The sequence below is a fragment of the Coxiella endosymbiont of Ornithodoros amblus genome (genome assembly GCF_019425495.1).
Lineage (GTDB): Bacteria > Pseudomonadota > Gammaproteobacteria > Coxiellales > Coxiellaceae > Coxiella.
In genome coordinates this window covers 1-22167 of the sequence record NZ_VFIV01000021.1, presented here as the reverse complement: position 1 = coordinate 22167, position 22167 = coordinate 1, and the positions used below count along the sequence as shown (strand labels likewise).

Genomic DNA, 22167 nt, shown 5'->3' with positions numbered 1-22167 from the left:
ACATTATTTTTGTAAAAGAGATATCCAAAAATACTTAATTAACTAGCCAATTTCTAGAACTTAATATAGCTCTCTGGATCACACGAACAAGCCGCGGGACGACAGGCAGCGTTAATTAACGGCATTCCCGAGGCCAGCTATGTATTTCATTGATTTCCTGTGTGCTTGCTGCTCACATGCTCCTATGTACGCTGCGGTGCTCGTAAATCAATGAATTCTAGCCCAGCTCAGCGGATTATAAATAGGCTCCTTTTTTTATTCAAATAGATGATAATAATTTTCGGTCGTTTTTCGAGCTACTTCATTAAGCGGGATATTTTTTAACTCCGCAATGCGCTCTGCCACATAAGGGATATATTGGGGTTCATTTTTTTTGCCGCGGTATGGAACGGGGGCTAAATAAGGAGCATCTGTTTCAATTAGCATTTTCTCCAAAGGGACCTTTTTTATGACTTCCGCTACGTTTTTCGCATTTTTAAAAGTGACAATGCCCGAAAAGGAAATGTAAAAACCGAGCTTCATAGCTTGTTCCGCCATTTCCCAGTTTTCAGTAAAACAATGCATCACACCACCCACGCTTTGTGCGTTTTCTTCCTGCATAATCTGAATAGTATCGGTTTGTGCGCTACGCGAATGAATAATAATTGGTTTTTTGAGTTTAAGTGCTGCTTGGACATGACAGCGGAAACGATCACGCATTTTTCCTAATTCACTATGATTATAATAATAATCTAAACCCGTTTCACCGATAGCAACAACTTTTGGGTGATTCGCTACTTCAATTAACGTTTGAACCGTCGGTTCATGATCTACTTTTTCGCTTGGATGTAATCCCACACTTGCAGAAATGTTTTCAAAATGAGCAGCGATTTGAATCACCGCTTGAGCGTGCGTCAAGTCAACCCCCACACAAAGAATATGCTCTACGCCTACACTTTTGGCTTTCTCAATTAACGTACCAAGATCTCCTCCATAATTGGTCAGATCGAGCATATTTAAATGACAATGAGAATCAACAAACATGATTACCCCACTAATTCATCACTTGTTGAAAACAGAATCAGAAACCAGAGTGAACCATTTTTGTCATTGGATTCCTGCCTTCACAAGAATGATGGACTTGCAAACTACAAAATTAAAAATAAATCCTCTAATAATAATTGGGTATTTACTGATAAAGAATTTTTTGTCAACCGCCAGGCCTCTTGTAATTCTTGCAATAATAGCATTATTTTATTTTTCGGTAATGTAGCACTCAGCTCTTGCAATAGGGTTAATTGATCAGAATTAACAACAAAATTAGTGGCCTTTAATTGGAGGCGTAATAGATCCATCACGATAATAATCAGCACTTGCAAAACGAATGTCAAATCTTCTTTTAATAAAGTCCCTGCGACTGAAACTGCATTTTCGCGCTTAGCGGTAATATTTACAATTAACTGTAACAATCGATCACGCACTTCTGTATAGTTCAATAATTTTAATTGAAGAGCTTGCAGCGGCGCATAAAAGGCAGCCGTTAATAACTGGATAGCCTCGCGCCGATCACCATCTATCTGCTTCTGAAGCCATTGAACAGTCGGTTCATTGGCGCTCGCTGTGAAAGCTAGCCGTTGACAGCGGCTGAGGATCGTTGGAAGTAAGGCTCCCGGTTGATGACTGATTAAAATTAAAAAAATTTGACCGCACGGTTCCTCTAATGTTTTTAAAAAAGCGTTCGCTGCCGTGCGATTCATGGCTTCCACTGGATAAATGATAACCACCTGATAATCACCATTTTGAGCGGTTTGATTGAGTGCGTTAATTAACTCCCGTATTTGCGCAATTTTAATATTTTTGTTCCTTTCTTCTGGAATGAGCTTAAAAAAATCGGGATGGTTTCCTGCTCTAAACAATTGGCAACCGCGACAAGAACCACACACTCCCCCATCCTGAGCTTCACATAAAAGGAATTCCGCTACCGCTTTCGCAAAATCAAACTTACCTAACCCAGGACTTCCCGTTAAAAGCAACGCATGCGGTAATCGTCCTTGCCGATAACGGGTTAAGATTTCTTGCCATTGAGTTTGCTGCCATGGATAAATCATAGTCCCTCGATCTCTGTTTTTCTCCCTGGGAGAGGAGAAGCAATTAACAACGGTTTTATTGCCTTCATTATTTGATTTTTAACGTTCGATAAATCCTGATCCGTATGGATGACACGAAATCGAGCCGGCTCTTGGTTCACCAGCGCCAAATAGCATTCCCGCACGCGCTTAAAAAATTCGAGTCCCTCAGCTTCGATACGATCTTTAGCACCCCGACTTTTAACACGACATAAACCCACTGAAACAGGTGCATCAAGTAACAACGTGAGATCGGGCTTTAAATTCGCTAAAATCCATCCCGCTAATTTCTCAATATGCTTGACGGGAATTCCTCGTCCCCCGCCTTGATAAGCAAAACTGGCATCTGTAAAACGGTCCGATAAGACCCAATGCCCGCGTCGTAAGGCAGGCAAAACCACATGAGCGATATTTTGTGCTCGACCAGCGAACATTAACAATAATTCAGTATCGGAACACATCATTTCATCGGAATGACTCAACAAAACATCGCGTATGGCTTCAGCAATCGGTGTACCACCAGGTTCGCGCGTAACCACATAAGGAATACGAGCAGCGTCCAATTGCTCCCGCACCCAATTAAGCGCGGTTGTCTTCCCCGCTCCTTCAATTCCTTCAAAAGAAATGAAACGGCCGCGTTCAATTCCCATGTTTTTCTCCATCTTCTAAATACTTTTTAATGGCTTTTTTGTGTTCTTTATACGTCGCCGAAAAAATATGAGTGCCGTCGCGCCGCGCCACATAGTATAACGCATCACCCGACTCTGGCTTAAGCGCAGCTAGAATCGATGCGCGCGATGGCATATCAATGGGGGTGGGAGGTAAACCATAATGCTGGTAAGTATTATATGGTGAATTATAAACTAAGTCTTCCTTCGTAATAGGGCTATCATAAGGGCGCCCAAGGCTGTATAAAACAGTAGGGTCTACTTGTAAAAGCATTCGTTTTTTTAAACGGCGTAAAATAACGCCGGCAATTTTAGGGCGGTCTTTTGGCAACGCCGTTTCCTTTTCGACAAGCGAGGCCACAATTAATGCCTGATAAGGATTTTTGTAAGGTGAATTGTCTGCGCGCTGTTGCCAAGCTTCATTTAAAATTATCTGCATACGCTGATAGGCTTGACGAAGTATTTTAATATCGTTGTCTCTCCACGTAAAAGAATAAGTATCGGGAAAAAAAAGTCCATCAGGACGAAGGTAGGTACAACCAAGTTTTTCCAGAATTTTTTGATCACTTAGCCCGTCAATGGTATGGTGAATATAGGGATTTTCTTCTAAGGTCTGCTTCATTTCACGAAACGTCCAACCTTCAATAAAGGTAATGCTGCGCTGCTTTACTTTACCTGCTACTACATTCCTTAACAATTCCAACGGCGTCATCCTCGGCGTAATCTCATACTCACCCGCTTTTAACAAAGAGGCATCGCCTTTCAGACGCGTGAGCCAAATGAAGAATTGAGGACTTTGCAGTAATCCTTCTTCATACAAACTTTTTGCTAGGTAATGAATGCCGGTGCCTGGTGGAACTTTAATAGTGCTTACCTGCTGTATCGCTTTGTCGCTTTGAAGGGGCGTATGAATAAAGCGGTGCCAGACAATGGCAAACCACATTCCTAAAATCATTACCACAATAGCGCAAATGAAAAGAATAATCTTTTTGAAGGATGACATTAATTAGGTTTAGTCAAAAACTCGGCTTAAAACCAAGGTTCCATTAGTGCCGCCAAAGCCAAATGAATTTGACATTACGGTATCGATCTTCATCTCCCGCGCCTCATTGGGTACAAAATCTAAATCACAGCCTTCATCGGGATTTTCAAGATTAATCGTCGGTGGTGCCCTATTATCGCGAATCGCTAACACTGAAATTACGGTTTCTAAGGCGCCTGCTGCCCCTAGCATGTGTCCTGTCATTGATTTTGTGGAACTTATAGCTAGTTTATAAGCATGATCCCCAAATATTTTTTTAATGGCACACACCTCAAGCGGATCGGCGGCAGGCGTCGAGGTACCATGGGCGTTTATGTAGTCGACTTGCTCAGGAGCGATGCCGGCATCCCAAAGGGAATTTTTCATGCAAGTGGTAAAACCTGCGGCTTCGGGGTCTGGACGTGTCATGTGATAAGCATCACCACTCATCCCAAATCCGATAATTTCGGCATAGATGGTCGCGTTGCGCTTTTTGGCATGTTCTAACTCTTCTACTACTACACACGCGGCACCTTCCCCCAACACAAAACCATCGCGACCTTTATCCCACGGACGGCTCGCTTTTTCAGGCTCATCATTTCGTGTCGATAAAGCACGCACAGCAGCAAAGCCGCCAATACCGAGAGGGGTGGATGCCATCTCAGTTCCCCCTGCAATCATGGCGTCTGTATCATTGTGAGCAATCATTCTCGCTGCGTGACCGATGTTATGAAGACCCGTTGTACAGGCGGTAACGATTGAGATATTAGGGCCCTTTAAATTGTATTTAATAGACACCATACCAGAAGCCATATTAATAATAGCCCCCGGAATAAAAAAGGGAGAAATTTTTCGTGGACCAGAAGTTAATAACGCGTCATAATTTTTTTCAATCCAAGGCATCCCTCCGATTCCAGACCCAATAGCCACCCCCACACGAGGCGCGTTAGCTTCGTTGATTTCTAGCCCTGAATCCTCCCAGGCTTGACGGGCAGATTCCATGGCGAATTGCACAAAAACGTCCGTTTTACGAATGCTTTTAAGATCTAATGCTAAAGCCGGGTCAAAATCCCTGACTTCGGCCGCAATTTGGGTAGGAAAAGAGGACGCATCGAATCGAGCAATCGGCTTCACTCCACTTTTACCCGCTAAGAGCGCCTGCCACATATCCGAAACTTTATTTCCGAGAGGGCTCACAACTCCCAACCCGGTTATTACAACACGCCGTTTCTCCAAGTGTGACTCCTCAGAATCTCAATAAAGCAAAATAGCAAAATCGATCACGCAGGAGTGGATTCGCCGGCAGAATGTTCTTTGATATAGTCAATCGCCTGTTGGACAGTAGTAATTTTTTCAGCATCTTCATCGGGGATTTCAGTTTCGAATTCCTCTTCAAATGCCATCACCAACTCCACTGTATCTAGAGAATCAGCACCTAAATCGTCTACAAACGAAGCACTGTTGGTAACTTCTTCTTCCTTTACGCCTAATTGTTCAACGACAATCTTTTTGACTCGTTCTTCAACTGTTGCCATGATTGCGGCTCCCCTCTCTAAAGTTAACTTCGACGAATAGTAACATGTTGTTACTGGTATTCAAGCGCTATACCATACACATTCCACCGTTGATATGCAATGTCTCCCCCGTAATATACGCCGCGCCATTAGAGGCCAAAAAAGCCGCCGCCTGAGCGATTTCATTAGGCTGACCCATGCGTTTCATTGGCACTCGGGCCAGTATCGCTTCTCGTTGCTGTTCGGATAATGCGCCTGTCATTTCCGTTTCAATAAAGCCGGGAGCGATGCAATTAGCGGTGATTCCGTAGGCCGCATATTCCATAGCAATGACTTTGGTAAAGCCGATCAGACCTGCTTTGGCAGCTGCGTAGTTGGCTTGACCAGCATTGCCCATTGTTGCCACTACTGAACTAATATTAACAATTCGTCCCGAGCGAGCTTTTACCATCGATTTTAGGCAAGCTTTCGTGAGATGAAAAACGCCGTTGAGGTTCGTATTGATGACCTCGTCCCACTGCTCGGATCTCATTCGCAGAAGGATATTATCCCGTGTTATTCCCGCATTGTTGACCAAGATCGATGGCGCGTTAAAATCACCTTGAATATCGGATAGAATCGCTTTTATCCTTTCTTGATCCAAAATATTGAGAGTATAGCCTTTCCCCTCCACTTTTTCTTCCATCAGCATCTGGGTAATCTTCTTTCCCCCCTCCTCCGTGGTGGCTGTTCCAAGAACTATAGCTCCCTGGCGACCGAGTTCGGCTGCGATGGAAGCGCCGATGCCACGAGAAGCACCTGTTACTAAAGCGGTTTTTCCTTTGAGCGGTGTAAGCATCGACTTCTCCTGATTTTTTGCTTCTCACCCCGCCCTCTCCTCAAGGAGGGGTCTTTGGGCGGAGTTAGTGAGTTAGTCGCTTTATAGCGGTTAAAATTAACTCTGTCGTGGTGAGCGGCAGTATCTCGCTCTGGCGATCAATGCGCTTAATTAAACCAGCTAATTTATTATCGGGACCACATTCCATAAAAACCTTAATCCCCTGTTCTCCAATATACTTGATGGTTTCTACCCATTGAACGGGTCCCACTAGTTGTTTAATTAAAGCGCCGCGAATGATATTCGCCTCATTGCGATCAACCACGTCTACATTATGAATCACCGGAACTTTAGGAGAAGCAATCGAAATTTTAGCAATGTCCTGCGCTAACCGGTCCGCAGCGAGTTGCATGAGGGGGCAATGAGAAGGAACACTGACCGGAATTCGCTTCGCGATTTTTGCACCCTCTGTCTTTGCCATGCTAAGAGCGCGATCCACCGCTTCACTATGGCCAGATATCACGGTTTGCCCTGTTGAATTTAGATTTGCCGGCTGAACAACTTGTCCTAGTGCCGCATTTTCGCAAATGGATTCGATTTTCGCCTTATTTAAACCGATGATAGCCCCCATAGCCCCCTCATCGACAGGTACCGCTTCTTGCATATACTTGCCCCGCTTCTCAACCAATTTAACGGCTTCTTCAAATTTTAAAGCCCCCGCGCAAACAAGGGCTGCGTATTCCCCTAAGCTGTGGCCCGCCATCACTTGCGGTTTTGGCCCCTCTAGAGCTTCCCAACAACGGAAAATAGCGACATCGGCAGTTAACAAAGCTGGCTGCGTAAATTGGGTCTGATCTAGCCTCTCTTGCGGGCCATACTGAACCAACTCCCAAAGGTCATAGGCCAGCACGGAAGAGGCCTGCTGAAAGGTTTCGAGGACAATCGGTTGCTGAAGCCCTAACTCAGCTAGCATCCCCAAATGCTGGGACCCTTGGCCAGGAAAGACAAAGGCAAAAGATTGCAGCATTTTCACTCCAAAATATAATCTAGTTAAAATAGCCCGTATAAAGTGAAGCGCAATACAGAGATTTTATAATAGCCTTGTAAGGCGCTTTTCTTCATACGGGCTACAATTTAAGTAGCGCAGCGCCCCAAGCAAGTCCTGCACCAAAAGCTTCTAACAGCAGCGTATCGCCGCGTTTAATCTTGCCAACCCGAACAGCGGCATCGAGTGCCAAAGGAATAGAGGCGGCGGAGGTGTTACCGTGTTGCTCAATTGTCAAAATAACCCGTTCTTTTGGCAGCCCTATTCGTTTCGCTGTTGCTTCAATAATACGTAAATTCGCTTGATGGGGAATTAACCAATCGATATCCGATTGCGTGAGTTCGCTTTTCTCAATAATCTCATCGACAATTTCTCCTAATTTAGTTACTGCTAGTTTAAAAACTTCTTTCCCATACATGTGCAAATGAAGCGCAGATTCCCGCTCCCAAATCCCACTTTTAGCGGTAATTAAACCACTATAATCGCCATTTGCATGTAAAATAGTGTTTAAAATGCCAGGTTCTTTGTGAGCTTGTAAAATAATCGCTCCTGCACCATCACCGAATAAAATACAGGTGCTGCGATCTTTCCAATCCACTACCTTTGTTAAAGAATCCACGCCAATAACAAGCACATGCTTCGCGCCTCCATTTCGGATATATTGATCAGCAATGCTTAAAGCGTACACAAAACCAGCACACGCCGCATTTATGTCGAAGGCAGGGATATCCTCACACAAATTTAAATATTTTTGGACCAAACAAGCCGTACTAGGAAAATAATATTCTGCCGTTGCAGTCCCAACGATAATCATGTCGATAACGGCAGGGTCTATTCCCGCCATTTCAATTGCACGTTTTGCCGCATCGACCGCCATAGTGGTGGTATTATCAAGGCTATTGGCAATGACATGACGCTCACGCACGCCGACTCGTTGCATGATCCACTCATCAGTGGTATTAACCATTTTTTTTAAATCTGCATTACTTAATATTTGCTGAGGAATATAACTGCCAACACCTTGAATACGCGCGTAGGTCATTTATTTTCAAACTCCTTTAAAATATGAGCGACTTCTTCTTTAATAAGTTGAGGAATATTTTTATCGACTTGAAAAATCGCTTCTTCGACAGCACAAACAAAAGCTTTAATATTCGCGCTCCCGTGACTTTTAACCACAATACCATTCAACCCCAAAAATGTGGCTCCATTATAACGCTCAGGGTCAATACGTCTGATGAGTCGTTTCAAAATAGGAATCGCTGGTAAGAGCGCTAATTTTGTCCACCAGGCCTCACTAAAAGCTTCTTTGCCATGCTGCTTAATTAATTGCACAACACCTTCACTCGCTTTTAACACCGCATTCCCAACAAAGCCATCACAAACAACCACATCAGCAACATTATTAAAAATAGTATTGCCTTCAACATAGCCGATATAATTAATGGTCTGCCTTGCCTCAAAAAGTTCATTGGCTTTTTTCACCAATTCATTTCCTTTGATTTCTTCTTCACCCACATTGAGCAATCCAATTCGAGGATTCCGAATGTTATGTGCAGCGAAAGATAAAATTGAGCCCATGACAGCAAATTGATAAAGGTTTTCAGGCGTTGAATCGACGTTGGCCCCTAAGTCCAAAACCCGCACTTCGCGCTCATTCTTCGTTGGAAAAGCGGCAATAATGGCTGGTCGATCAATACCCGGCAGTGTTTTTAATACATAACGGGCCGTTGCCATTAAAGCGCCAGTGTTCCCCGCACTTACACAAGCGTGGGCCTGGCCTTTTTTTACTAAATTAATCGCAACACGCATGGAGGAATTTTTTTTAGTTCTTAGCGCTTGAGAAGGCGACTCATCCATTCCTACTTCTTCACTAGCATGAACAATTTCCAATTGCTGTCCAAAAGATTTTCTATTTTTTTCGGGTATCAAAAGGGCTAACTGTTCTTCTTTACCAACAAGAATAAGTTTGACCTTTGGATGCTTTTTCAGGATGGATATGGCCGCCGGAACAATGACCTTAAGTCCATAGTCGCCGCCCATGGCGTCGAGTGCGATCGTTTTTAACATTCAGCGCTTACTCTTCGCCTTCGTAAGACTCTTTGGAGGTCAAAATTTGACGGCCTTTATAGTAGCCTTCCGGACTGATGTGATGACGCAAGTGTGTTTCTCCAGTCGTCAGATCTTTTGATAGCATCGCTCCACGTAACGCATCGTGTGACCGGCGCATGCCGCGTCTTGAACGGGTTTTACGACTTTTTTGTACTGCCATTCTCTTCTCCGAGATTTACGGGATATCGATTATTTAACCCTCTGAAAACTGAGGAGGAATGGTATAGCGGAATCGGAATGGTGTCAAATTCGATCCAATTGTCGGCCTAGAAGCCACCGGGCAGTGGACTCGCTTTAAGGGCCGTACTGACATTGTTCCTATCCTTACTATTTCCTCTCTAAAAGTAATAATGATATATAGTTACTTTATGCCCGTTCACAACCTCGAAATCACCGCTATGCTACATAAGCTGGCCGATCTTTTAGAAATTAGAGGCGAAAACCCTCTTCGTATTCGCGCTTATCGTTCCGCAGCACACCTCATTGACGAACTCCCTAAAAGCGTCGCCGATTACAGGAAATCTTAAGAAACTTGACACCCACTCAACAATCTCTCCTCGAGAAGAAATTGGCACGCCAACGACAAGTTACAAAAACACGTGCAGGAATTTCTTTTACGAACCAACTTATATTTTGCCTTATTACTATACCGATCAACCTTATCACTCTATCTATGAAGGAAATACTCCTGAAAATCAACGATTGGATCATTCAAGAATTTAAAGGTTAAAGAGCTTCCAATTTCCGATATGGTATGAACAAATGTTCGGTAGTAGCGTTTCGTTGGATATATCCTACACTCAGCTCTCTTACTGGCAGTTTTATGCTAAATCTCAATTTTTTCGTGAAACCAATTATGAGCCGCAATTATTTTTAAGCGATCATTTTTCTCCAAACGGATTAGCCGCTATTGGTATTAATCACCAATCTAACGGCCGCGGCGGCAACTTAGGAAAGAAGCTAGAATCGACTTTTGCTCGATTTTACTTTCACCGGCAAACGTTGGATGGTTGACGTCAAACCCTGGATCTTAATCTTTAAAGCGGAATCCAGCGATCTTCACAATCCCAATATTTATCGCTACCTCGGCTACGGACGAGTTGTTTTCGCAGTCACTTTTCATCGGCAAGTTTTCTCTTTAATGCTAAGATTAAGAAATGCTATTGAAAGTGGCTTCAAACGCGGTGCTATGAATTTCCTATTCCTTCCCCCATCCACGGCCTGTTACATGGCTATATTCAATTTTTCAGTGGTTATGACCAAAGCTTGATTGAATACAATTATTATACAAATAGCGTTGGTATGGGAATTATTATCAGCAATTGGATTTAGGACTTAGTTCGAGATGACACTGAAAAGTACAATTAAAGTACAATTATTTATTATTAAAATTGTCGAGCACTAAATCATTCAACTAAATCCAAAAAACGACAATCACACCTACAAAAATAACATTCTCCCCTGCAACACCAAATAGCACAGATTTCCCTTATAAAAAACGCCGGTATCTAAAGCGATCTATTATTAACGGGATTCTGGAACAAACGCCGGCGTGAACGAAAAAATATTACCTAATTGATAATGCAATCTAAGTAACTTAAAAAAAGTGAGGCGTTGGCGGCATTAGCTGCAATGTTTTATCGCGAGCCAGCAGTAAATCATTTGTCTCATGAGGCAAATCATCGACTTTAAATCCATAACTCACCAATGTCACCTCCGCCATTGCTCAACCACAATAATCCTTCTTCAGGATTAAGCAGGAATAAGAAAATTTTTCGTGATTACCTTTTGTAAGTAATGTGTCTCAAAGCCATTTAACGGCAAACGGTTAAGCGTCTCAATGACCTTGCGAGAATCGGAGCCGCGATCAATATAACCGCCGAGAGTCACACTAAGTATGTGTCGGGATTGGGGATTCGGAACCTTCAATCCCGTTTCATTTTAGGTGGTGTTAAGTTGGGTGAGACATTTCATTAACTTGGAATCTAAAATGGCACAAACACCCAAACGTTTATCCTCCCACTGACATAAAATTCCCGCGGAATGTAAGAACAAACGGCGCAATCGGTAATTTCGCATTTTTCGATTGAAAACTTTATCACCATACTTCTCGTCCCCCGCAATGGGGTGACCTATGTGCGCCGCATGAACGCGAATTTGATGCGTACGGCCGCTCAGTGGTTTAGCTTCGATTAAGCTTGTTTGTTCAAAAATTTTAAGTGGGCGAAAAACAGTCACCGCAGACTTTCCCTCCTTTTCAACCTTCACCATTCGCTCACCGCTTTGTAGACGATTCTTCTTAAGTGGAACTTCAACCCGACATTCGCCCCCTTGCCACTGACCCTTGACCAGCAAGAGGTATTGCTTAATCACCTTCCGCTGAGTCAATAGAGTATGCAGAGCCACTAAAGTTGATCGCTTTTTAGCCACCATTAGGCAACCTGAAGTCTCACGGTCTAATCGATGAACCAATTCCAATAACCGGACCTTGGGACGCATGATACGCAAGGCTTCAATTAGCCCTCCCTGAGTACCACTTCTGCTATGGACGGGAAGACCCGCTGGCTTATCAATCACCAAAAGATCCTCTTCTTCATAAAGAATTCGCATTTCCAAGGAAATGAGCAATTTTTCATCGACGGTGGCAGGTTTTTTAGGGGCTCCTATTTGCACAGGCGGTATTCGCACAAGGTCGCCAACAACTAATCGATAATCAGCCCCCACCCGCCGCTTATTTACCCGCACTTCGCCCTTACGAATAGCGCGATAGATGCGGGTGGAGGGGACGCCTTTAAGACGGGTGATGAGAAAATTGTCTAATCGTTGCCCAGCGCGGGCATTGTCGATCGTGATGAGGGTTGTGTGCATATGGTTTTATTACCTAAAGCCTGATATAGTTAAACGTCGCCGTCATGGTATCATGGTTTGAGATTGTGAAAAACGTAACTATTCAGGCAACTAATGTGAATGGTTGAATGGTTACTGAAAAATTGGCGTCAACGAACAACAGCTTACAAAGTTTACCTTATGCCAATTGAACGAATTGGTTTGTAACTATTTAGAAAACGCTCAGTGCAGTTCAGATTGGTGCTGAATTTATTAGTATTTAGTATATTAATAACGCGACGCTCCCAGAGCGGTTTCCGGCGAACCCTCAAACCCCCCTAAGTTTGTGGTTGAGCGCCCAGAGGACAGGTTTAAAAAATGAAAAGAATGCTGATTAACGCCACTCAGCCTGATGAGGTGCGCGTAGCTGTTACTGACGACTCTAAATTAATTGATCTCGACATAGAAATTCCCGGTCAAGAGCAGAAAAAATCCAACATTTACAAAGGCATCATTACGAGTATTGAACCAAGTCTCGGTGCAGTGTTTGTTAATTATGGCAGCGAACGCCACGGTTTTTTGCCGCTGAAAGAAATCTCCCGGGAATATTTTCTCCAGGAGATCGAAGGCGATTTTGATTCCATTGACATTAATCAGGTACTTAAATTAGGTCAAGAACTGGTCGTTCAAGTAGATAAAGAAGAACGAGGGACGAAAGGCGCTGCCTTAACAACATTCATTAGTCTGGCAGGCTCTTTTTTAGTCCTGATGCCCAACAACCCACGAGCCGGCGGCATTTCCCACCACATCGAAGGCGATGAGCGCGATCAATTGCGCGAAACGATTAACCAACTTAGTCTTCCTGAAGGGATAGGCTTGATTGTCCGAACGGCAGGATTAGGGCGGCCTAAGGAAGAATTAGAATGGGATTTAAAAATTTTACTGCGTTATTGGGAAGCAGTTAAACAAGCCGCTATCGCTAAACCCGGGCCTTATTTAATCCAACAAGAAAGTGATGTCATCATCCGAACGATTCGCGACTATCTTCGACAAGACGTCGAAGAAATCCTCATCGATGATGAAGTGGCTTTTGAAAATGCTCGACATTACATCAATCAAGTCCGGCCTCAATTTGTAGAACGGCTAAAACTTTACCGAGAACATCTCCCGCTCTTCAGTCGATTCCAAATCGAACAACAGATTGAGAATGCGCACCAACGTGAGATTCGCCTTCCTTCGGGAGGTTCTTTAATTATCGATCACAGCGAAGCTTTGATCGCTATTGATATTAACTCCGCCCGCGCTACGCGGGGAGCGAGCATCGAAGAAACTGCTCTTTCCACCAATTTAGAAGCCGCGGAAGAGATTGCTCGCCAATTGCGCATTCGTGACATTGGAGGTCTGATTGTTATTGACTTTATCGACATGACCCCGCTTCGCAATCAACGCGAAGTCGAAAATTGTCTGCGTAACGCATTAAGCCAAGACCGAGCTCGTATCCAGATTGGGCGTATCTCCCGATTTGGTTTGTTGGAAATGTCTCGCCAACGCTTGCGATCTTCGCTCACACGTTCCACTCAAATCGCCTGCCCCCGATGCAACGGCGAAGGTACCGTACGAAGCATTGAATCTTTGGGATTATCCATTATCCACATCATCCAAGAGCAAGCTTCAAAAGCTAAAAATATTCATTTCCAATTACAAGTGCCGGTGGATTTGGCGACTTACCTCATTAATGAAAAACGGGAATTATTGCGGTATATCGAATACCATTATGCGGTAAAAATTACCGTCGTTCCCAATCAATATATGGAAACCCCACTTTATCAATTACGGCAAATGAAAATCGACCCTGCCAGTCTCGCACACGGTAAGGGCATGGCCAGTTATAAACTCACTAAGGTATTCAAAACAGAGGTGCCACAAAAACAAGAAATCAGGCCATTCAGTGAACCTGCCATCCAGCAGTTTTTGACGCCCCCTCCAGCAGCAGCGCCCACAACGCCTCGTAAAACAGCTGCTCCTGGCCTGTTCAAACGGTTGATGGTTAAAATGTTTGGTGGTGAGGAAGAATCTTCAACGGCCATGGTGCCACCAGTTAAACGGCGAATACCTGAACGGCATAAGCCGTCTTTCTCCGCCAGAAGTCGAAGGCAAGGAGGTGGTTACGCTTCGCGCAAATCAACGGGACCCCAAAGATATCATCCTCGCAGCGGGGGTGGCGACCACGGTCAAAGCCGATACGGAACCCGTTCACGCCGCGGAACTCGAGGCGGTCGTCGCGATCACGGCGGCGGACGCGGCGGTCCTGTCTATCATACACAATCATCCGGGCCGATACCTTCGTTGGGTGAAGACGTTGTAGATGTTAACCAGCTCCCCATGTCTATGCCCCCGCCGCCCTTTGCAACAGATGCCAGCACTCCATCTTTTGGGGATGAGCGTCGTTCTAGTTTTGGTGGCACTAAAGGAGAGGCGGATCACGGCGCTAAACCCCCCCCTAATGGTAAAGTTAGCGACGACAATAGACGCAATCGATAATAAATTCCTTGGGCTTACCGTGAGAACGTCCAATGATTATCACCATAAGAGCTTCCGGAGCTTGACACTTCCGTCGTATTCCCGTGGGATACCAATAAGAGTCGGCATAAAATCTTCCTATTTTTTGTAAACGCTCCTCAGCCATTACAGTAGATAAAAAGGTACGGATATTCTCTCGGAGCAGCATCGAGTCGTTAAAAAAACTCCTGGCAACTGGAAATAGGCATTCGCTTTTAGAGCGCCCTCAGCACGATGGCGCACCACCTCTTTAAACCACCGTTTGGAAAGTTATGGGTGACTCCTGATGCAATTGCCGCTTTCTCTCCCCCAAATGAGTAAAAGCATTTTTTCCATCCTTCGTATCCCATCTGATCAACAGTAACTCCGGGAGGAAAAGTCACTACTAGCCCGCCATCAAACTAAAATACAGCACGGAGATTTCCCACCCCTCTAATGAGGGAGCACTCAAAGCGAAATCACCAAATTCGATCTTTGGTAAAGCCTAGGCTGGGCAGTAGGTGAAAAATTACCGATAAAATTCCAAAAACTTCATTATTAAATGAGTAACTCTCCACCAGAAAAGCTCATCACCCCAAATCCAAAGTTTGCCCATACTGCCATGGCACCCGCGGCACAAACGCCCATCCGCAAACCCCATTGAAACCAGGATTCTTTCTCTTGAGAGACGACGATGATGATTCAGAGGAAGTTGAATTGTCCAAAAATTCAACATTTCTTTATTCAATAGCGCAGAAAAAAACGTATACCATTCCAATAGTTCCAACGTATTTGGATTTTCAAGGTCGCGGTATATTAATTTATTGAAAACAATAGCTTGACTTTTTTGTCAAGTTCTTCATAAGCTTTTGCTTGATTGCGGAATTGCTTAACGATCTGCTCTTTTGCTTCACGCAAAACTCCGTGTTGTAATTTTAGTTCTTTCGTCAAATTACCACATTTTCCTCGTATCCAATCAAAAAACGATACGTCATTTTCTCATACTGTTTCATCAATTGCTTCTGCGCCCACCATATTAACGGGTAAATTTAGAGCATCGCTTAAATTGGAGAGAATCATATCGAGTCGCGAACCCCTTAAACTTCCTTCCAAATAGGTATAAAAGCGCAAAAAAGCAATCACGAACGATGCGCCCCACTTAATTTTTTCACCTTTCACCTTGGTAATAATCTTTTCTTCTTTGAGAATGTGGCTTCCTGGCATTCAGTAGACGCCGATAATAAGCAACCCAATTGAACAATGCATTGGTAACGGAACCACCTACTTGAGAAGCGTAAAGTGCAGCATCGGTACCAAGATATTTTGCCAAACGTTCTCCCCCTTGTTTGGAAGAATTCCAATACATTAAACCGCTAGCTGCAGCTAATGTGAAAGCAACAACCTCCATAAGGTGATCGAGACAAGTAAAAGTTTCTTTCGTTCTTCTGGTGATCTTTTTCTGAAATCGTTCCACCAACTTTTGGAGAGCGTCTGAAACAGTTTCCTTCCTAACTAAGGGGATCGGATTCCCCCTCATCATTATTAATGCGATTTCCCCTCATTATTAATACCCCTTAATGTTGAAACACTAATTTTTTTTCGAGGAAATAAAACACACTCATAATTAAAGCATTTAAAACGAAATAAATAATTACAGCCAGGAAAAATAGTGGGATAACTTGATACGTCATGGCGATTAAGTGACGCGTGACTCCCATAATATCCATTAATGTGATTGTACCTGCTAATGAAGTTCCTTTTAAAATCATAATAACTTCGTTTGAATAAGCCGGCAATACAATACGGATCGCCCGAGGAATAATAATTCTCTGATAAGCTTTCCAACACGATAAACCTAATGCTTTAGCCGCTTCAATCTCGCCAATCGGAATGGAATGGATAGCGCCACGCAATAAAACAATTGTATAAGCACTCGTATTAATAGCCAAAGCGATAACGGCACAGCTAAAAGGTCGTTTTATCAGCGACCACAAAATGGTTTCCCGCAACCAATGAAACTCGCCGCTGCCATAATAAATAATAAAAATCTGAACGAGCAATGGTGTTCCACGAATAATAAAAACAAAAATGTTTACCGGTGCTTCTAAAAAAGAAAAACCACTCTTAGAAAGTGCGGTTAATAGCGCGGCTAAAAATAAACCCAACGCGAGCGCAGATAACATTAACTCAATTGTTATCACAACGCCAGATAATAATTGGGGCCAATATTGTAAAATATTCATGACTGTTAAAACTTATTTACGGAAAATAATTTTAAAATCAATTGCGAGACGGAAGTCAACAATAAAAATAAAAAGGCAACCATTATATAAAATTTAAAGGGTTCCCGCGTTGTGCTCGCGGCCAATTGCGCCTTATTCATTAAATCCCCTAATCCAATTAATGCCACCAATGCACTATCCTTTAGTAAAACTAACCATAAATTACCGAGGCCCGGCAAGGCATGATGCCAGACTTGGGGAAATACAATTCTTTTAAAAATAATCCAGCCTGAAAGGCCCATCGCTTTTCCCGCTTCGGTTTGCCCTTTTGGAAGTTCTAATAATGCCCCGCGAAGCGTTTGAGTAGCGTAAGTCGCAAAAATCGTTCCCAAGGCTAACACTCCAGCCGAAAAGGCGCTAACCTGTATAGAGCGATGAAAAAGTTTTGTCAGCAGTGCAGAGCCTCCAAAATAAATTGTAAATAATACCAGCAGTTCGGGAAGTCCACGAATAAAAGCCGTGATACTTTTTAGAATCGATTTTAAAAAATTTAACTGACTAAATTCAGTCAACGTAAATAAAATTGAAAGCCCAATTCCAAAAATAACGGCGCATAGCGAGACGGCCAAGGTGACCATTACACCCTTTGCCAATTGCAGACCAAAACCTTCCAAGCCAATCATTATTCCTGCCCAAAATATTTCTGAATAATGGCGGCATAAACCCCATTTGCTTTAATTGCTGCTAATACCTTATTTAATTTTAACAGCAGCGCTTGATTACCTTTTTTGACGGCAATACCTACACCTTTACCAAAATAATTGGGGTCATTAACTGGCTTTCCTATCAGGACATATTCTCCGCGTCCGTTTTCTTTTAGCCACTGCTTAATTAACGGCGTATCTCCAACCATTGCATCCACTCGACCGGAAGTTAAATCCATCAGTGCATCTTCTTCACTCGGATACCGCTGAATAGTGATGCTATTTCCAAAAGAATCTTGGAGATAACTATCAAATGTCGTACCTCCCTGCACGCCGATGATTTTACCTTTCAATCCCTGTTTGGATAGAGTTAACGGTGTATTTTTGTCGGCGATAAAACTAACGGAATTCGTATAATACGGATCAGTAAAATCAACTTCTTTTTGTCGTGCTGTGGTAATGTTCATTCCGCCAAACAAAGCATCAAACTTTCCCAATTTTAAACTCGGGATTAAGCTGTCCCACGGCTGATTGCTAATGGTGCAGGTGGCTTGCATTTGTTTACAAACCGCCTTCACGATATCCGCACCAAAACCTTCGACTTGACCGGATGGACCCATATAAACATAGGGCGGATAAGTGGCCTCTGTAGCGAATTTAATAGTGTCTGTTGCAAAAACAGACGAAACAAAAAGACAATTGACAAAGTAAAATGCTGTCATTCGCACAAAAGTGGGTCTCCAGCGGAAAAAACGGCTTACGCTTCTGTTATTATTTTTATTCATCAATCCCCCAGCGACTCAATAAAATCGCCAAAAACCTGAGTCTTTGACGAGAAAAACACTATTTCTAGCTATCCTTCTTCCACAATCCTTCCTTCATGAAGGAAAACTGTTTTATGCGCCACTTCCCGAGCAAATTTCATCTCATGCGTAGCAATGACGATAGTCATTCCTTTTTGTGCTAATTCATGAACTAAATCACGCATGGCTGTTATCATTTTAGGGTCTAACGCTGAAGTAGGCTCATCGAACAACATTACTTCCGGCTCCATCATCAAAGCGCGCGCAATGGCTGCCCGCTGTTGCTGACCACCGGATAGGCGGACAGGATAGTCATCTTTTTTCGCTAAAATACCAATCTGATCCAATAAACACTCTGCCTTTTTCACCGCTTCTGCTTTTGAGATTTTCAACATTTGGCAGGGGGCCTCAATTAAATTTTGTAAAATCGTTCGGTGCGCCCACAAATGAAATTGTTGAAATACCATTCCCACTTTACTGCGAAGCGCAACAAGGCTTTGACACGTTGGCTTTTTTGCAGTAAGCGAAAAATGAAATTTAAGGTCGTTGATAACCATTCGTCCCTCATCGGGCATTTCAAGTAAATTAAGACAGCGCAATAAGGTACTCTTGCCCGCCCCACTATCGCCCAACAACGTAACTACTTCACCTGCCTTTGCCGCAAGGGAAACCTCTTTAAGAACGACTGTGCCGTGATAGCTTTTTTTCAAGGACTCAACTTGGATTTTGTTCATTTCGTGATAATAGCTTGGTCCGACTTTTTAGTCAAATATTTGACTAAATATTCAACTATTGATATATTATTTGAATATATATTTCAAACTTTTATGGCCAGAAAGAGCGATCCTCAAAAATCATTGACTGAAGCCGTTAAAACGCTGCTTTGGACAGAAAAAATTACTAAGCAAGACGAGTTAGTTACAAAGCTCCATCAGCAAGGCTATGATATCAACCAATCAAAAATTTCGCGTTTGTTACGTAAGTTACTGGCAATAAAAGTCAAGGATGAAGAAGGCCAAACGGTCTATAGGCTCTCGAAAGAGCCTTTGCCTCCTTCGACAAAAAGCCATTTAACACAGCTAGTGCTTGATATCACTGCAAATGAAACGTTAATTCTCGTTAAAACAAGCCCAGGATCAGCACCGCTCATTGCTCGACTTCTGGATTATCATAAAAAAGATTCCATGATACTTGCGACCATCGCGGGAGACGATACGATCTTCATTGCCCCCAAATCCATCCAACAAATAGACCAAGCGCTCATTGAAGTAAAAGCTTCTTTGAAGTAAAAGCTTCTTTAGAGAGCATTAAAAATAAGCCCTAACCCGCTTAAGGTCTTCTTCCGTGTCAACACCCGGAGGACATTTATTTTTAGCGACCACCATGTAAATACGACCCCCGTGCCACAATATACGCAATTGTTCTAAGGCTTCCATTTTTTCTGCCGGGCAAGCGTCCCAGGAAAGATATTCTTCTAGGAAGCCTACTCGGTAAGCATAGATACCGACATGGCGGTAATGAGAACCATTCAATTGGAGGTTCTCTTTATCAGAAAAAGTATCACGGCTCCACGGAATGGGAGCGTGGCTAAAATAAAGCGCATAATTGCGCCGGTTTAAAACGACTTTAGTACTGTAGGGATTAAATAAGTCATCGACCTCTGTAATGGGCGTACAAAGAGAAGCAACTTTAACATTATCATGTTCATTCAAGTCTTCCGCTAATTTACGAATGGCATCCGGTGGAATTAAAGGTTCATCGCCTTGCAAACAAACGATAATCTCATCATCTTCAAAACCTAATGCAACCGCAGCCTCGGCAATACGTTCAGTACCTGATTGATGATCGGAAGAAGTCATGCAAATTACTGCGCCAAAATCTTCGGCGACTTGGCGGATTCTTTTATCATCGGTAGCAATCACAACCTCTTCAGCACCGCTTTTAATCGCACTTTCATAAACATGCTGAATCATCGGTTTGCCGGCAATGTCAACTAATGCTTTACCAGGTAAACGAGTGGAATCAAAACGCGCGGGAATAATAACTCGGAATTCCATCTTACCTCTCAATTAAGGGACGTGTACTATCGGGCAACATTACGGGTATTCCATCACGAATAGGGTAAGCTAATTTGTCAAACCTGCAAATAAGCTCCTGTTCATCTTGGCTATAAACTAATTTCCCTTTACATATAGGGCAAGCCAGTATCTCTAACAATCTTCTATCCATCAAGGGCCTCTTAAAACTTCAGTTTCTATGCTATGGAAACAATTTATCATTTTTAAAGTAAGAATCAAGAGTCTTAAAAAGACTATGAAACATGCCTTAAATCTGAAGTTTTTCTGGAGTTTAGGCTCCAGCATTCATGTCGGGAGGTGTCTTTTAGCCGTTCAAGCCAGAGTGAGAGCGGCACGGAAGATTTTTATAACTTTTCCTTAAGCTACTCAAAATATTTTTTTGAAATACTATAATTCTGGGGTGTGGTAAATCAAAGTAAAAAATGGTCGTAAAAAGTAACACAAAAAACAGTAACCCCTTGATTTAGAAAAGGGGTATTTACGTGAAAAGACCCCTAGAGAATCGCAAAGTCATTGAGAAAATCAGCACTACAAAGTAAACGCCAAAAAGCCTCATTATCAATTGACCATGTCAATTCTTAACTTCTACATCAACAGTGCAGAAAGGCAATTGCCGGCTAAACAGAAAGCCGTTTTAAACCAAGCTAAAGATGAACTAAGGGCCACTTTTCCAGAAGTGATTTTTCTTTTATACTTGAATATTTCTAATTATATGAAAGTGAAATCGCCAAATTAAGTCATTGAGAAATCGTTTTCTGATCTGTTTTGGCACTGTCAGCGATTCCTTTTCATTCCTCTCAAACGAGCGTTCTGAAAAGTTTCGAGGAAATATTAATTTTAATGATTGCGGCCTTTACAAAGTTATTGCCTACGCATTGTTTTCCTAATGTTGTTTACAAAGCAGGTTCAATAAATAATAGTATGGCAACTCGCTGACACCACATAGAATCTCGCTAAAAAGCCTGTACTGCGTGCGCCAAACGCCCAACATTTGGGCTTCGTACATAATACTTCCTTTTTCCAAATATACGATTTGAATAAAGGTTCATGCAGGGCTTTCGACAAATCGAGGCATCCCCAGCCATGCTGCTCGATGAGAAGTCTAAAATGAGGGGCAACAAGGGTAGGAATTCCTATGTATTTTATAACAGATTAACATTTATTTTAGAAAGACAAGCGCATTGTGGCTGTTTAAGGATAGCTTTCCTTAACGTTTTTTGAAGAGAAAGCAATTTAAAATCATAATCATCCGTAGATAACAACCTTAGCATGGGATAAGCTCTGGTTATTTTTCCCTTCGTATCAAGTTTTCATAGAAAACACAAACTCGGTGTATTTATAGCAAGATAGCTGCCCGCCTGTTCAGTTTAATAACGACTATTTTGACTATCCATGAGAAAAACTAAATCACCTTTTTTATGGTAACAGTGAATGGCCCACTAACAATCGAATGATACCTGAAAATAAGTAGCACACCCAAACCTTCTTGCGCTTGATTATAACATTGATAACGGGTTTAAGTTTGTATAGGTGTCACCCCAACGGCTGCAGTACAATTAAATACTGCAATCGTTGCATCCCTTCTGTAAAAGATCAAGGCGTAAAATATAATTTTGATGTCCTTGGTATGCTGGTAGAACACAACGCTGCAGTTTTTTATTTATGGCTCGGCATTTATCCTGATACTAATCCTGTTATTGAAATTCTTCAAGCT

Annotated in this window: 23 protein-coding genes and 6 pseudogenes; 7 read left to right on the top strand and 22 right to left on the bottom strand. The window is 42.8% G+C overall.

The window, feature by feature from the left end; all coding sequences use genetic code 11:
- Window positions 1-255: 255 nt before the first annotated feature.
- The 11 genes and pseudogenes from FIV31_RS04130 to rpmF form a co-directional block, all read right to left on the bottom strand.
- Window positions 256-1023, bottom strand: a complete 768-nt coding sequence (locus FIV31_RS04130; RefSeq protein ID WP_280123918.1) for a TatD family hydrolase — start codon at window positions 1021-1023, stop codon at window positions 256-258.
- Between the two features lie 104 nt (window positions 1024-1127).
- Complete coding sequence (locus FIV31_RS04125; protein WP_280123917.1) at window positions 1128-2087, bottom strand: DNA polymerase III subunit delta'; 960 nt, start codon at window positions 2085-2087, stop codon at window positions 1128-1130.
- Entirely contained in the window at window positions 2084-2755 is a 672-nt protein-coding gene (gene tmk / locus FIV31_RS04120) for a dTMP kinase (RefSeq protein ID WP_280123916.1), read from the bottom strand. The genes FIV31_RS04125 and tmk overlap by 4 nt, the downstream gene beginning before the upstream one ends.
- A pseudogene (mltG, locus tag FIV31_RS04115) lies at window positions 2668-3776 on the bottom strand (endolytic transglycosylase MltG); the annotation flags it as partial. The gene tmk and the pseudogene mltG, both read right to left, overlap by 88 nt.
- A gap of 9 nt (window positions 3777-3785) precedes the next feature.
- Window positions 3786-5030 carry a beta-ketoacyl-ACP synthase II gene (gene fabF / locus FIV31_RS04110; RefSeq protein ID WP_280123915.1) on the bottom strand — a complete coding sequence of 415 codons (1245 nt, stop codon included), beginning with the start codon at window positions 5028-5030 and terminating at the stop codon, window positions 3786-3788.
- A 44-nt stretch (window positions 5031-5074) separates the two neighbouring features.
- Window positions 5075-5329, bottom strand: coding sequence for an acyl carrier protein (gene acpP / locus FIV31_RS04105; RefSeq protein WP_280123914.1), 255 nt, complete (start codon window positions 5327-5329; stop codon window positions 5075-5077).
- A 67-nt stretch (window positions 5330-5396) separates the two neighbouring features.
- Window positions 5397-6146: a 3-oxoacyl-ACP reductase FabG gene (gene fabG / locus FIV31_RS04100; protein WP_280123913.1), complete on the bottom strand. Its 750-nt coding sequence runs from the start codon at window positions 6144-6146 to the stop codon at window positions 5397-5399.
- Between the two features lie 64 nt (window positions 6147-6210).
- Window positions 6211-7152 (bottom strand): ACP S-malonyltransferase, encoded by a 942-nt coding sequence (gene fabD, locus FIV31_RS04095; RefSeq protein WP_280123912.1) that lies wholly within the window; start codon window positions 7150-7152, stop codon window positions 6211-6213.
- A gap of 100 nt (window positions 7153-7252) precedes the next feature.
- Window positions 7253-8212 carry a beta-ketoacyl-ACP synthase III gene (locus tag FIV31_RS04090; protein ID WP_280123911.1) on the bottom strand — a complete coding sequence of 320 codons (960 nt, stop codon included), beginning with the start codon at window positions 8210-8212 and terminating at the stop codon, window positions 7253-7255.
- Entirely contained in the window at window positions 8209-9240 is a 1032-nt protein-coding gene (plsX, locus tag FIV31_RS04085; RefSeq protein ID WP_280123910.1) for a phosphate acyltransferase PlsX, read from the bottom strand. The genes FIV31_RS04090 and plsX overlap by 4 nt, the downstream gene beginning before the upstream one ends.
- A gap of 7 nt (window positions 9241-9247) precedes the next feature.
- Window positions 9248-9442: a 50S ribosomal protein L32 gene (gene rpmF / locus FIV31_RS04080; protein ID WP_280123909.1), complete on the bottom strand. Its 195-nt coding sequence runs from the start codon at window positions 9440-9442 to the stop codon at window positions 9248-9250.
- A gap of 146 nt (window positions 9443-9588) precedes the next feature.
- Here rpmF and FIV31_RS04075 point away from each other — a divergent pair.
- The 3 genes and pseudogenes from FIV31_RS04075 to FIV31_RS08485 form a co-directional block, all read left to right on the top strand.
- Window positions 9589-9803 (top strand): annotated as a pseudogene (locus tag FIV31_RS04075) (DNA polymerase III); the annotation flags it as partial.
- Window positions 9804-10044: 241 nt separating this feature from the next.
- On the top strand, window positions 10045-10296 hold the full coding sequence (locus tag FIV31_RS08490) for a phospholipase A (protein ID WP_425278264.1): 252 nt from the start codon (window positions 10045-10047) through the stop codon (window positions 10294-10296).
- Window positions 10289-10614, top strand: a pseudogene (locus FIV31_RS08485) (phospholipase A). Before FIV31_RS08490 ends, FIV31_RS08485 begins: the two are co-directional and overlap by 8 nt.
- Window positions 10615-10807: 193 nt before the next feature.
- Here FIV31_RS08485 and FIV31_RS04065 read toward each other — a convergent pair.
- Together FIV31_RS04065 and FIV31_RS04060 are read right to left on the bottom strand one after the other, a co-directional pair.
- A pseudogene (locus FIV31_RS04065) lies at window positions 10808-11199 on the bottom strand (metallophosphoesterase family protein); the annotation flags it as partial.
- 24 nt (window positions 11200-11223) lie between these two features.
- Window positions 11224-12150 carry an RluA family pseudouridine synthase gene (locus tag FIV31_RS04060; protein ID WP_280123908.1) on the bottom strand — a complete coding sequence of 309 codons (927 nt, stop codon included), beginning with the start codon at window positions 12148-12150 and terminating at the stop codon, window positions 11224-11226.
- 336 nt (window positions 12151-12486) lie between these two features.
- Here FIV31_RS04060 and FIV31_RS04055 point away from each other — a divergent pair, with 336 nt between their 5' ends.
- Window positions 12487-14649, top strand: coding sequence for an Rne/Rng family ribonuclease (locus FIV31_RS04055; protein ID WP_280123907.1), 2163 nt, complete (start codon window positions 12487-12489; stop codon window positions 14647-14649).
- 813 nt (window positions 14650-15462) lie between these two features.
- On the opposite strand, the gene FIV31_RS04050 is transcribed toward FIV31_RS04055, so the two are convergent.
- From FIV31_RS04050 to FIV31_RS04020, 7 genes and pseudogenes are all read right to left on the bottom strand, one after another.
- Window positions 15463-15597: a hypothetical protein gene (locus tag FIV31_RS04050; RefSeq protein ID WP_280123906.1), complete on the bottom strand. Its 135-nt coding sequence runs from the start codon at window positions 15595-15597 to the stop codon at window positions 15463-15465.
- Window positions 15598-15645: 48 nt separating this feature from the next.
- Window positions 15646-15825, bottom strand: a complete 180-nt coding sequence (locus FIV31_RS04045) for a hypothetical protein (RefSeq protein WP_280123905.1) — start codon at window positions 15823-15825, stop codon at window positions 15646-15648.
- Window positions 15815-16120 carry a hypothetical protein gene (locus tag FIV31_RS04040; RefSeq protein ID WP_280123904.1) on the bottom strand — a complete coding sequence of 102 codons (306 nt, stop codon included), beginning with the start codon at window positions 16118-16120 and terminating at the stop codon, window positions 15815-15817. Before FIV31_RS04040 ends, FIV31_RS04045 begins: the two co-directional genes overlap by 11 nt.
- Window positions 16121-16220: 100 nt before the next feature.
- Window positions 16221-16889 carry an ABC transporter permease subunit gene (locus tag FIV31_RS04035; protein ID WP_280123903.1) on the bottom strand — a complete coding sequence of 223 codons (669 nt, stop codon included), beginning with the start codon at window positions 16887-16889 and terminating at the stop codon, window positions 16221-16223.
- Window positions 16890-16894: 5 nt separating this feature from the next.
- The gene (locus FIV31_RS04030; protein ID WP_280123902.1) at window positions 16895-17551 is read right to left on the bottom strand and encodes an ABC transporter permease; all 657 of its coding nucleotides are present in this window, start codon (window positions 17549-17551) and stop codon (window positions 16895-16897) included.
- Window positions 17551-18357, bottom strand: a complete 807-nt coding sequence (locus FIV31_RS04025) for an arginine ABC transporter substrate-binding protein (protein ID WP_280123901.1) — start codon at window positions 18355-18357, stop codon at window positions 17551-17553. Before FIV31_RS04025 ends, FIV31_RS04030 begins: the two co-directional genes overlap by 1 nt.
- Window positions 18357-19109, bottom strand: a pseudogene (locus FIV31_RS04020) (amino acid ABC transporter ATP-binding protein). Before FIV31_RS04020 ends, FIV31_RS04025 begins: the two are co-directional and overlap by 1 nt.
- 93 nt (window positions 19110-19202) lie before the next feature.
- Between FIV31_RS04020 and argR the strand changes: the two are divergent.
- A complete protein-coding gene (gene argR / locus FIV31_RS04015; RefSeq protein WP_425278263.1) occupies window positions 19203-19664 on the top strand; it encodes a transcriptional regulator ArgR in 462 nt (153 codons plus the stop codon).
- 18 nt (window positions 19665-19682) lie between these two features.
- Here the strand turns inward: argR and kdsB are convergent, their stop codons facing one another.
- Window positions 19683-20444, bottom strand: a complete 762-nt coding sequence (gene kdsB / locus FIV31_RS04010; RefSeq protein ID WP_280123900.1) for a 3-deoxy-manno-octulosonate cytidylyltransferase — start codon at window positions 20442-20444, stop codon at window positions 19683-19685.
- A complete protein-coding gene (locus tag FIV31_RS04005; protein ID WP_280123919.1) occupies window positions 20434-20604 on the bottom strand; it encodes a Trm112 family protein in 171 nt (56 codons plus the stop codon). Before FIV31_RS04005 ends, kdsB begins: the two co-directional genes overlap by 11 nt.
- A 417-nt stretch (window positions 20605-21021) precedes the next feature.
- On the opposite strand from FIV31_RS04005, the gene FIV31_RS04000 reads away from it, so the two are divergent.
- Window positions 21022-21189, top strand: a complete 168-nt coding sequence (locus FIV31_RS04000; RefSeq protein ID WP_280123899.1) for a DUF3175 domain-containing protein — start codon at window positions 21022-21024, stop codon at window positions 21187-21189.
- Window positions 21190-22041: 852 nt separating this feature from the next.
- Window positions 22042-22167 (top strand): annotated as a pseudogene (locus FIV31_RS03995) (shikimate dehydrogenase); the annotation flags it as partial.

Coding starts and splice junctions, on each gene's coding strand:
- FIV31_RS04130 (WP_280123918.1), bottom strand. CDS start 1,023: ATGTTTGTTGATTCTCATTGTCATTTAAATATGCTCGATCTGACCAAT.
- FIV31_RS04125 (WP_280123917.1), bottom strand. CDS start 2,087: ATGATTTATCCATGGCAGCAAACTCAATGGCAAGAAATCTTAACCCGT.
- tmk (WP_280123916.1), bottom strand. CDS start 2,755: ATGGGAATTGAACGCGGCCGTTTCATTTCTTTTGAAGGAATTGAAGGA.
- acpP (WP_280123914.1), bottom strand. CDS start 5,329: ATGGCAACAGTTGAAGAACGAGTCAAAAAGATTGTCGTTGAACAATTA.
- fabG (WP_280123913.1), bottom strand. CDS start 6,146: ATGCTTACACCGCTCAAAGGAAAAACCGCTTTAGTAACAGGTGCTTCT.
- fabD (WP_280123912.1), bottom strand. CDS start 7,152: ATGCTGCAATCTTTTGCCTTTGTCTTTCCTGGCCAAGGGTCCCAGCAT.
- FIV31_RS04090 (WP_280123911.1), bottom strand. CDS start 8,212: ATGACCTACGCGCGTATTCAAGGTGTTGGCAGTTATATTCCTCAGCAA.
- plsX (WP_280123910.1), bottom strand. CDS start 9,240: ATGTTAAAAACGATCGCACTCGACGCCATGGGCGGCGACTATGGACTT.
- rpmF (WP_280123909.1), bottom strand. CDS start 9,442: ATGGCAGTACAAAAAAGTCGTAAAACCCGTTCAAGACGCGGCATGCGC.
- FIV31_RS08490 (WP_425278264.1), top strand. CDS start 10,045: ATGTTCGGTAGTAGCGTTTCGTTGGATATATCCTACACTCAGCTCTCT.
- FIV31_RS04060 (WP_280123908.1), bottom strand. CDS start 12,150: ATGCACACAACCCTCATCACGATCGACAATGCCCGCGCTGGGCAACGA.
- FIV31_RS04055 (WP_280123907.1), top strand. CDS start 12,487: ATGAAAAGAATGCTGATTAACGCCACTCAGCCTGATGAGGTGCGCGTA.
- FIV31_RS04035 (WP_280123903.1), bottom strand. CDS start 16,889: ATGAATATTTTACAATATTGGCCCCAATTATTATCTGGCGTTGTGATA.
- FIV31_RS04030 (WP_280123902.1), bottom strand. CDS start 17,551: ATGATTGGCTTGGAAGGTTTTGGTCTGCAATTGGCAAAGGGTGTAATG.
- FIV31_RS04025 (WP_280123901.1), bottom strand. CDS start 18,357: ATGAATAAAAATAATAACAGAAGCGTAAGCCGTTTTTTCCGCTGGAGA.
- argR (WP_425278263.1), top strand. CDS start 19,203: ATGGCCAGAAAGAGCGATCCTCAAAAATCATTGACTGAAGCCGTTAAA.
- FIV31_RS04005 (WP_280123919.1), bottom strand. CDS start 20,604: ATGGATAGAAGATTGTTAGAGATACTGGCTTGCCCTATATGTAAAGGG.
- FIV31_RS04000 (WP_280123899.1), top strand. CDS start 21,022: ATGTCAATTCTTAACTTCTACATCAACAGTGCAGAAAGGCAATTGCCG.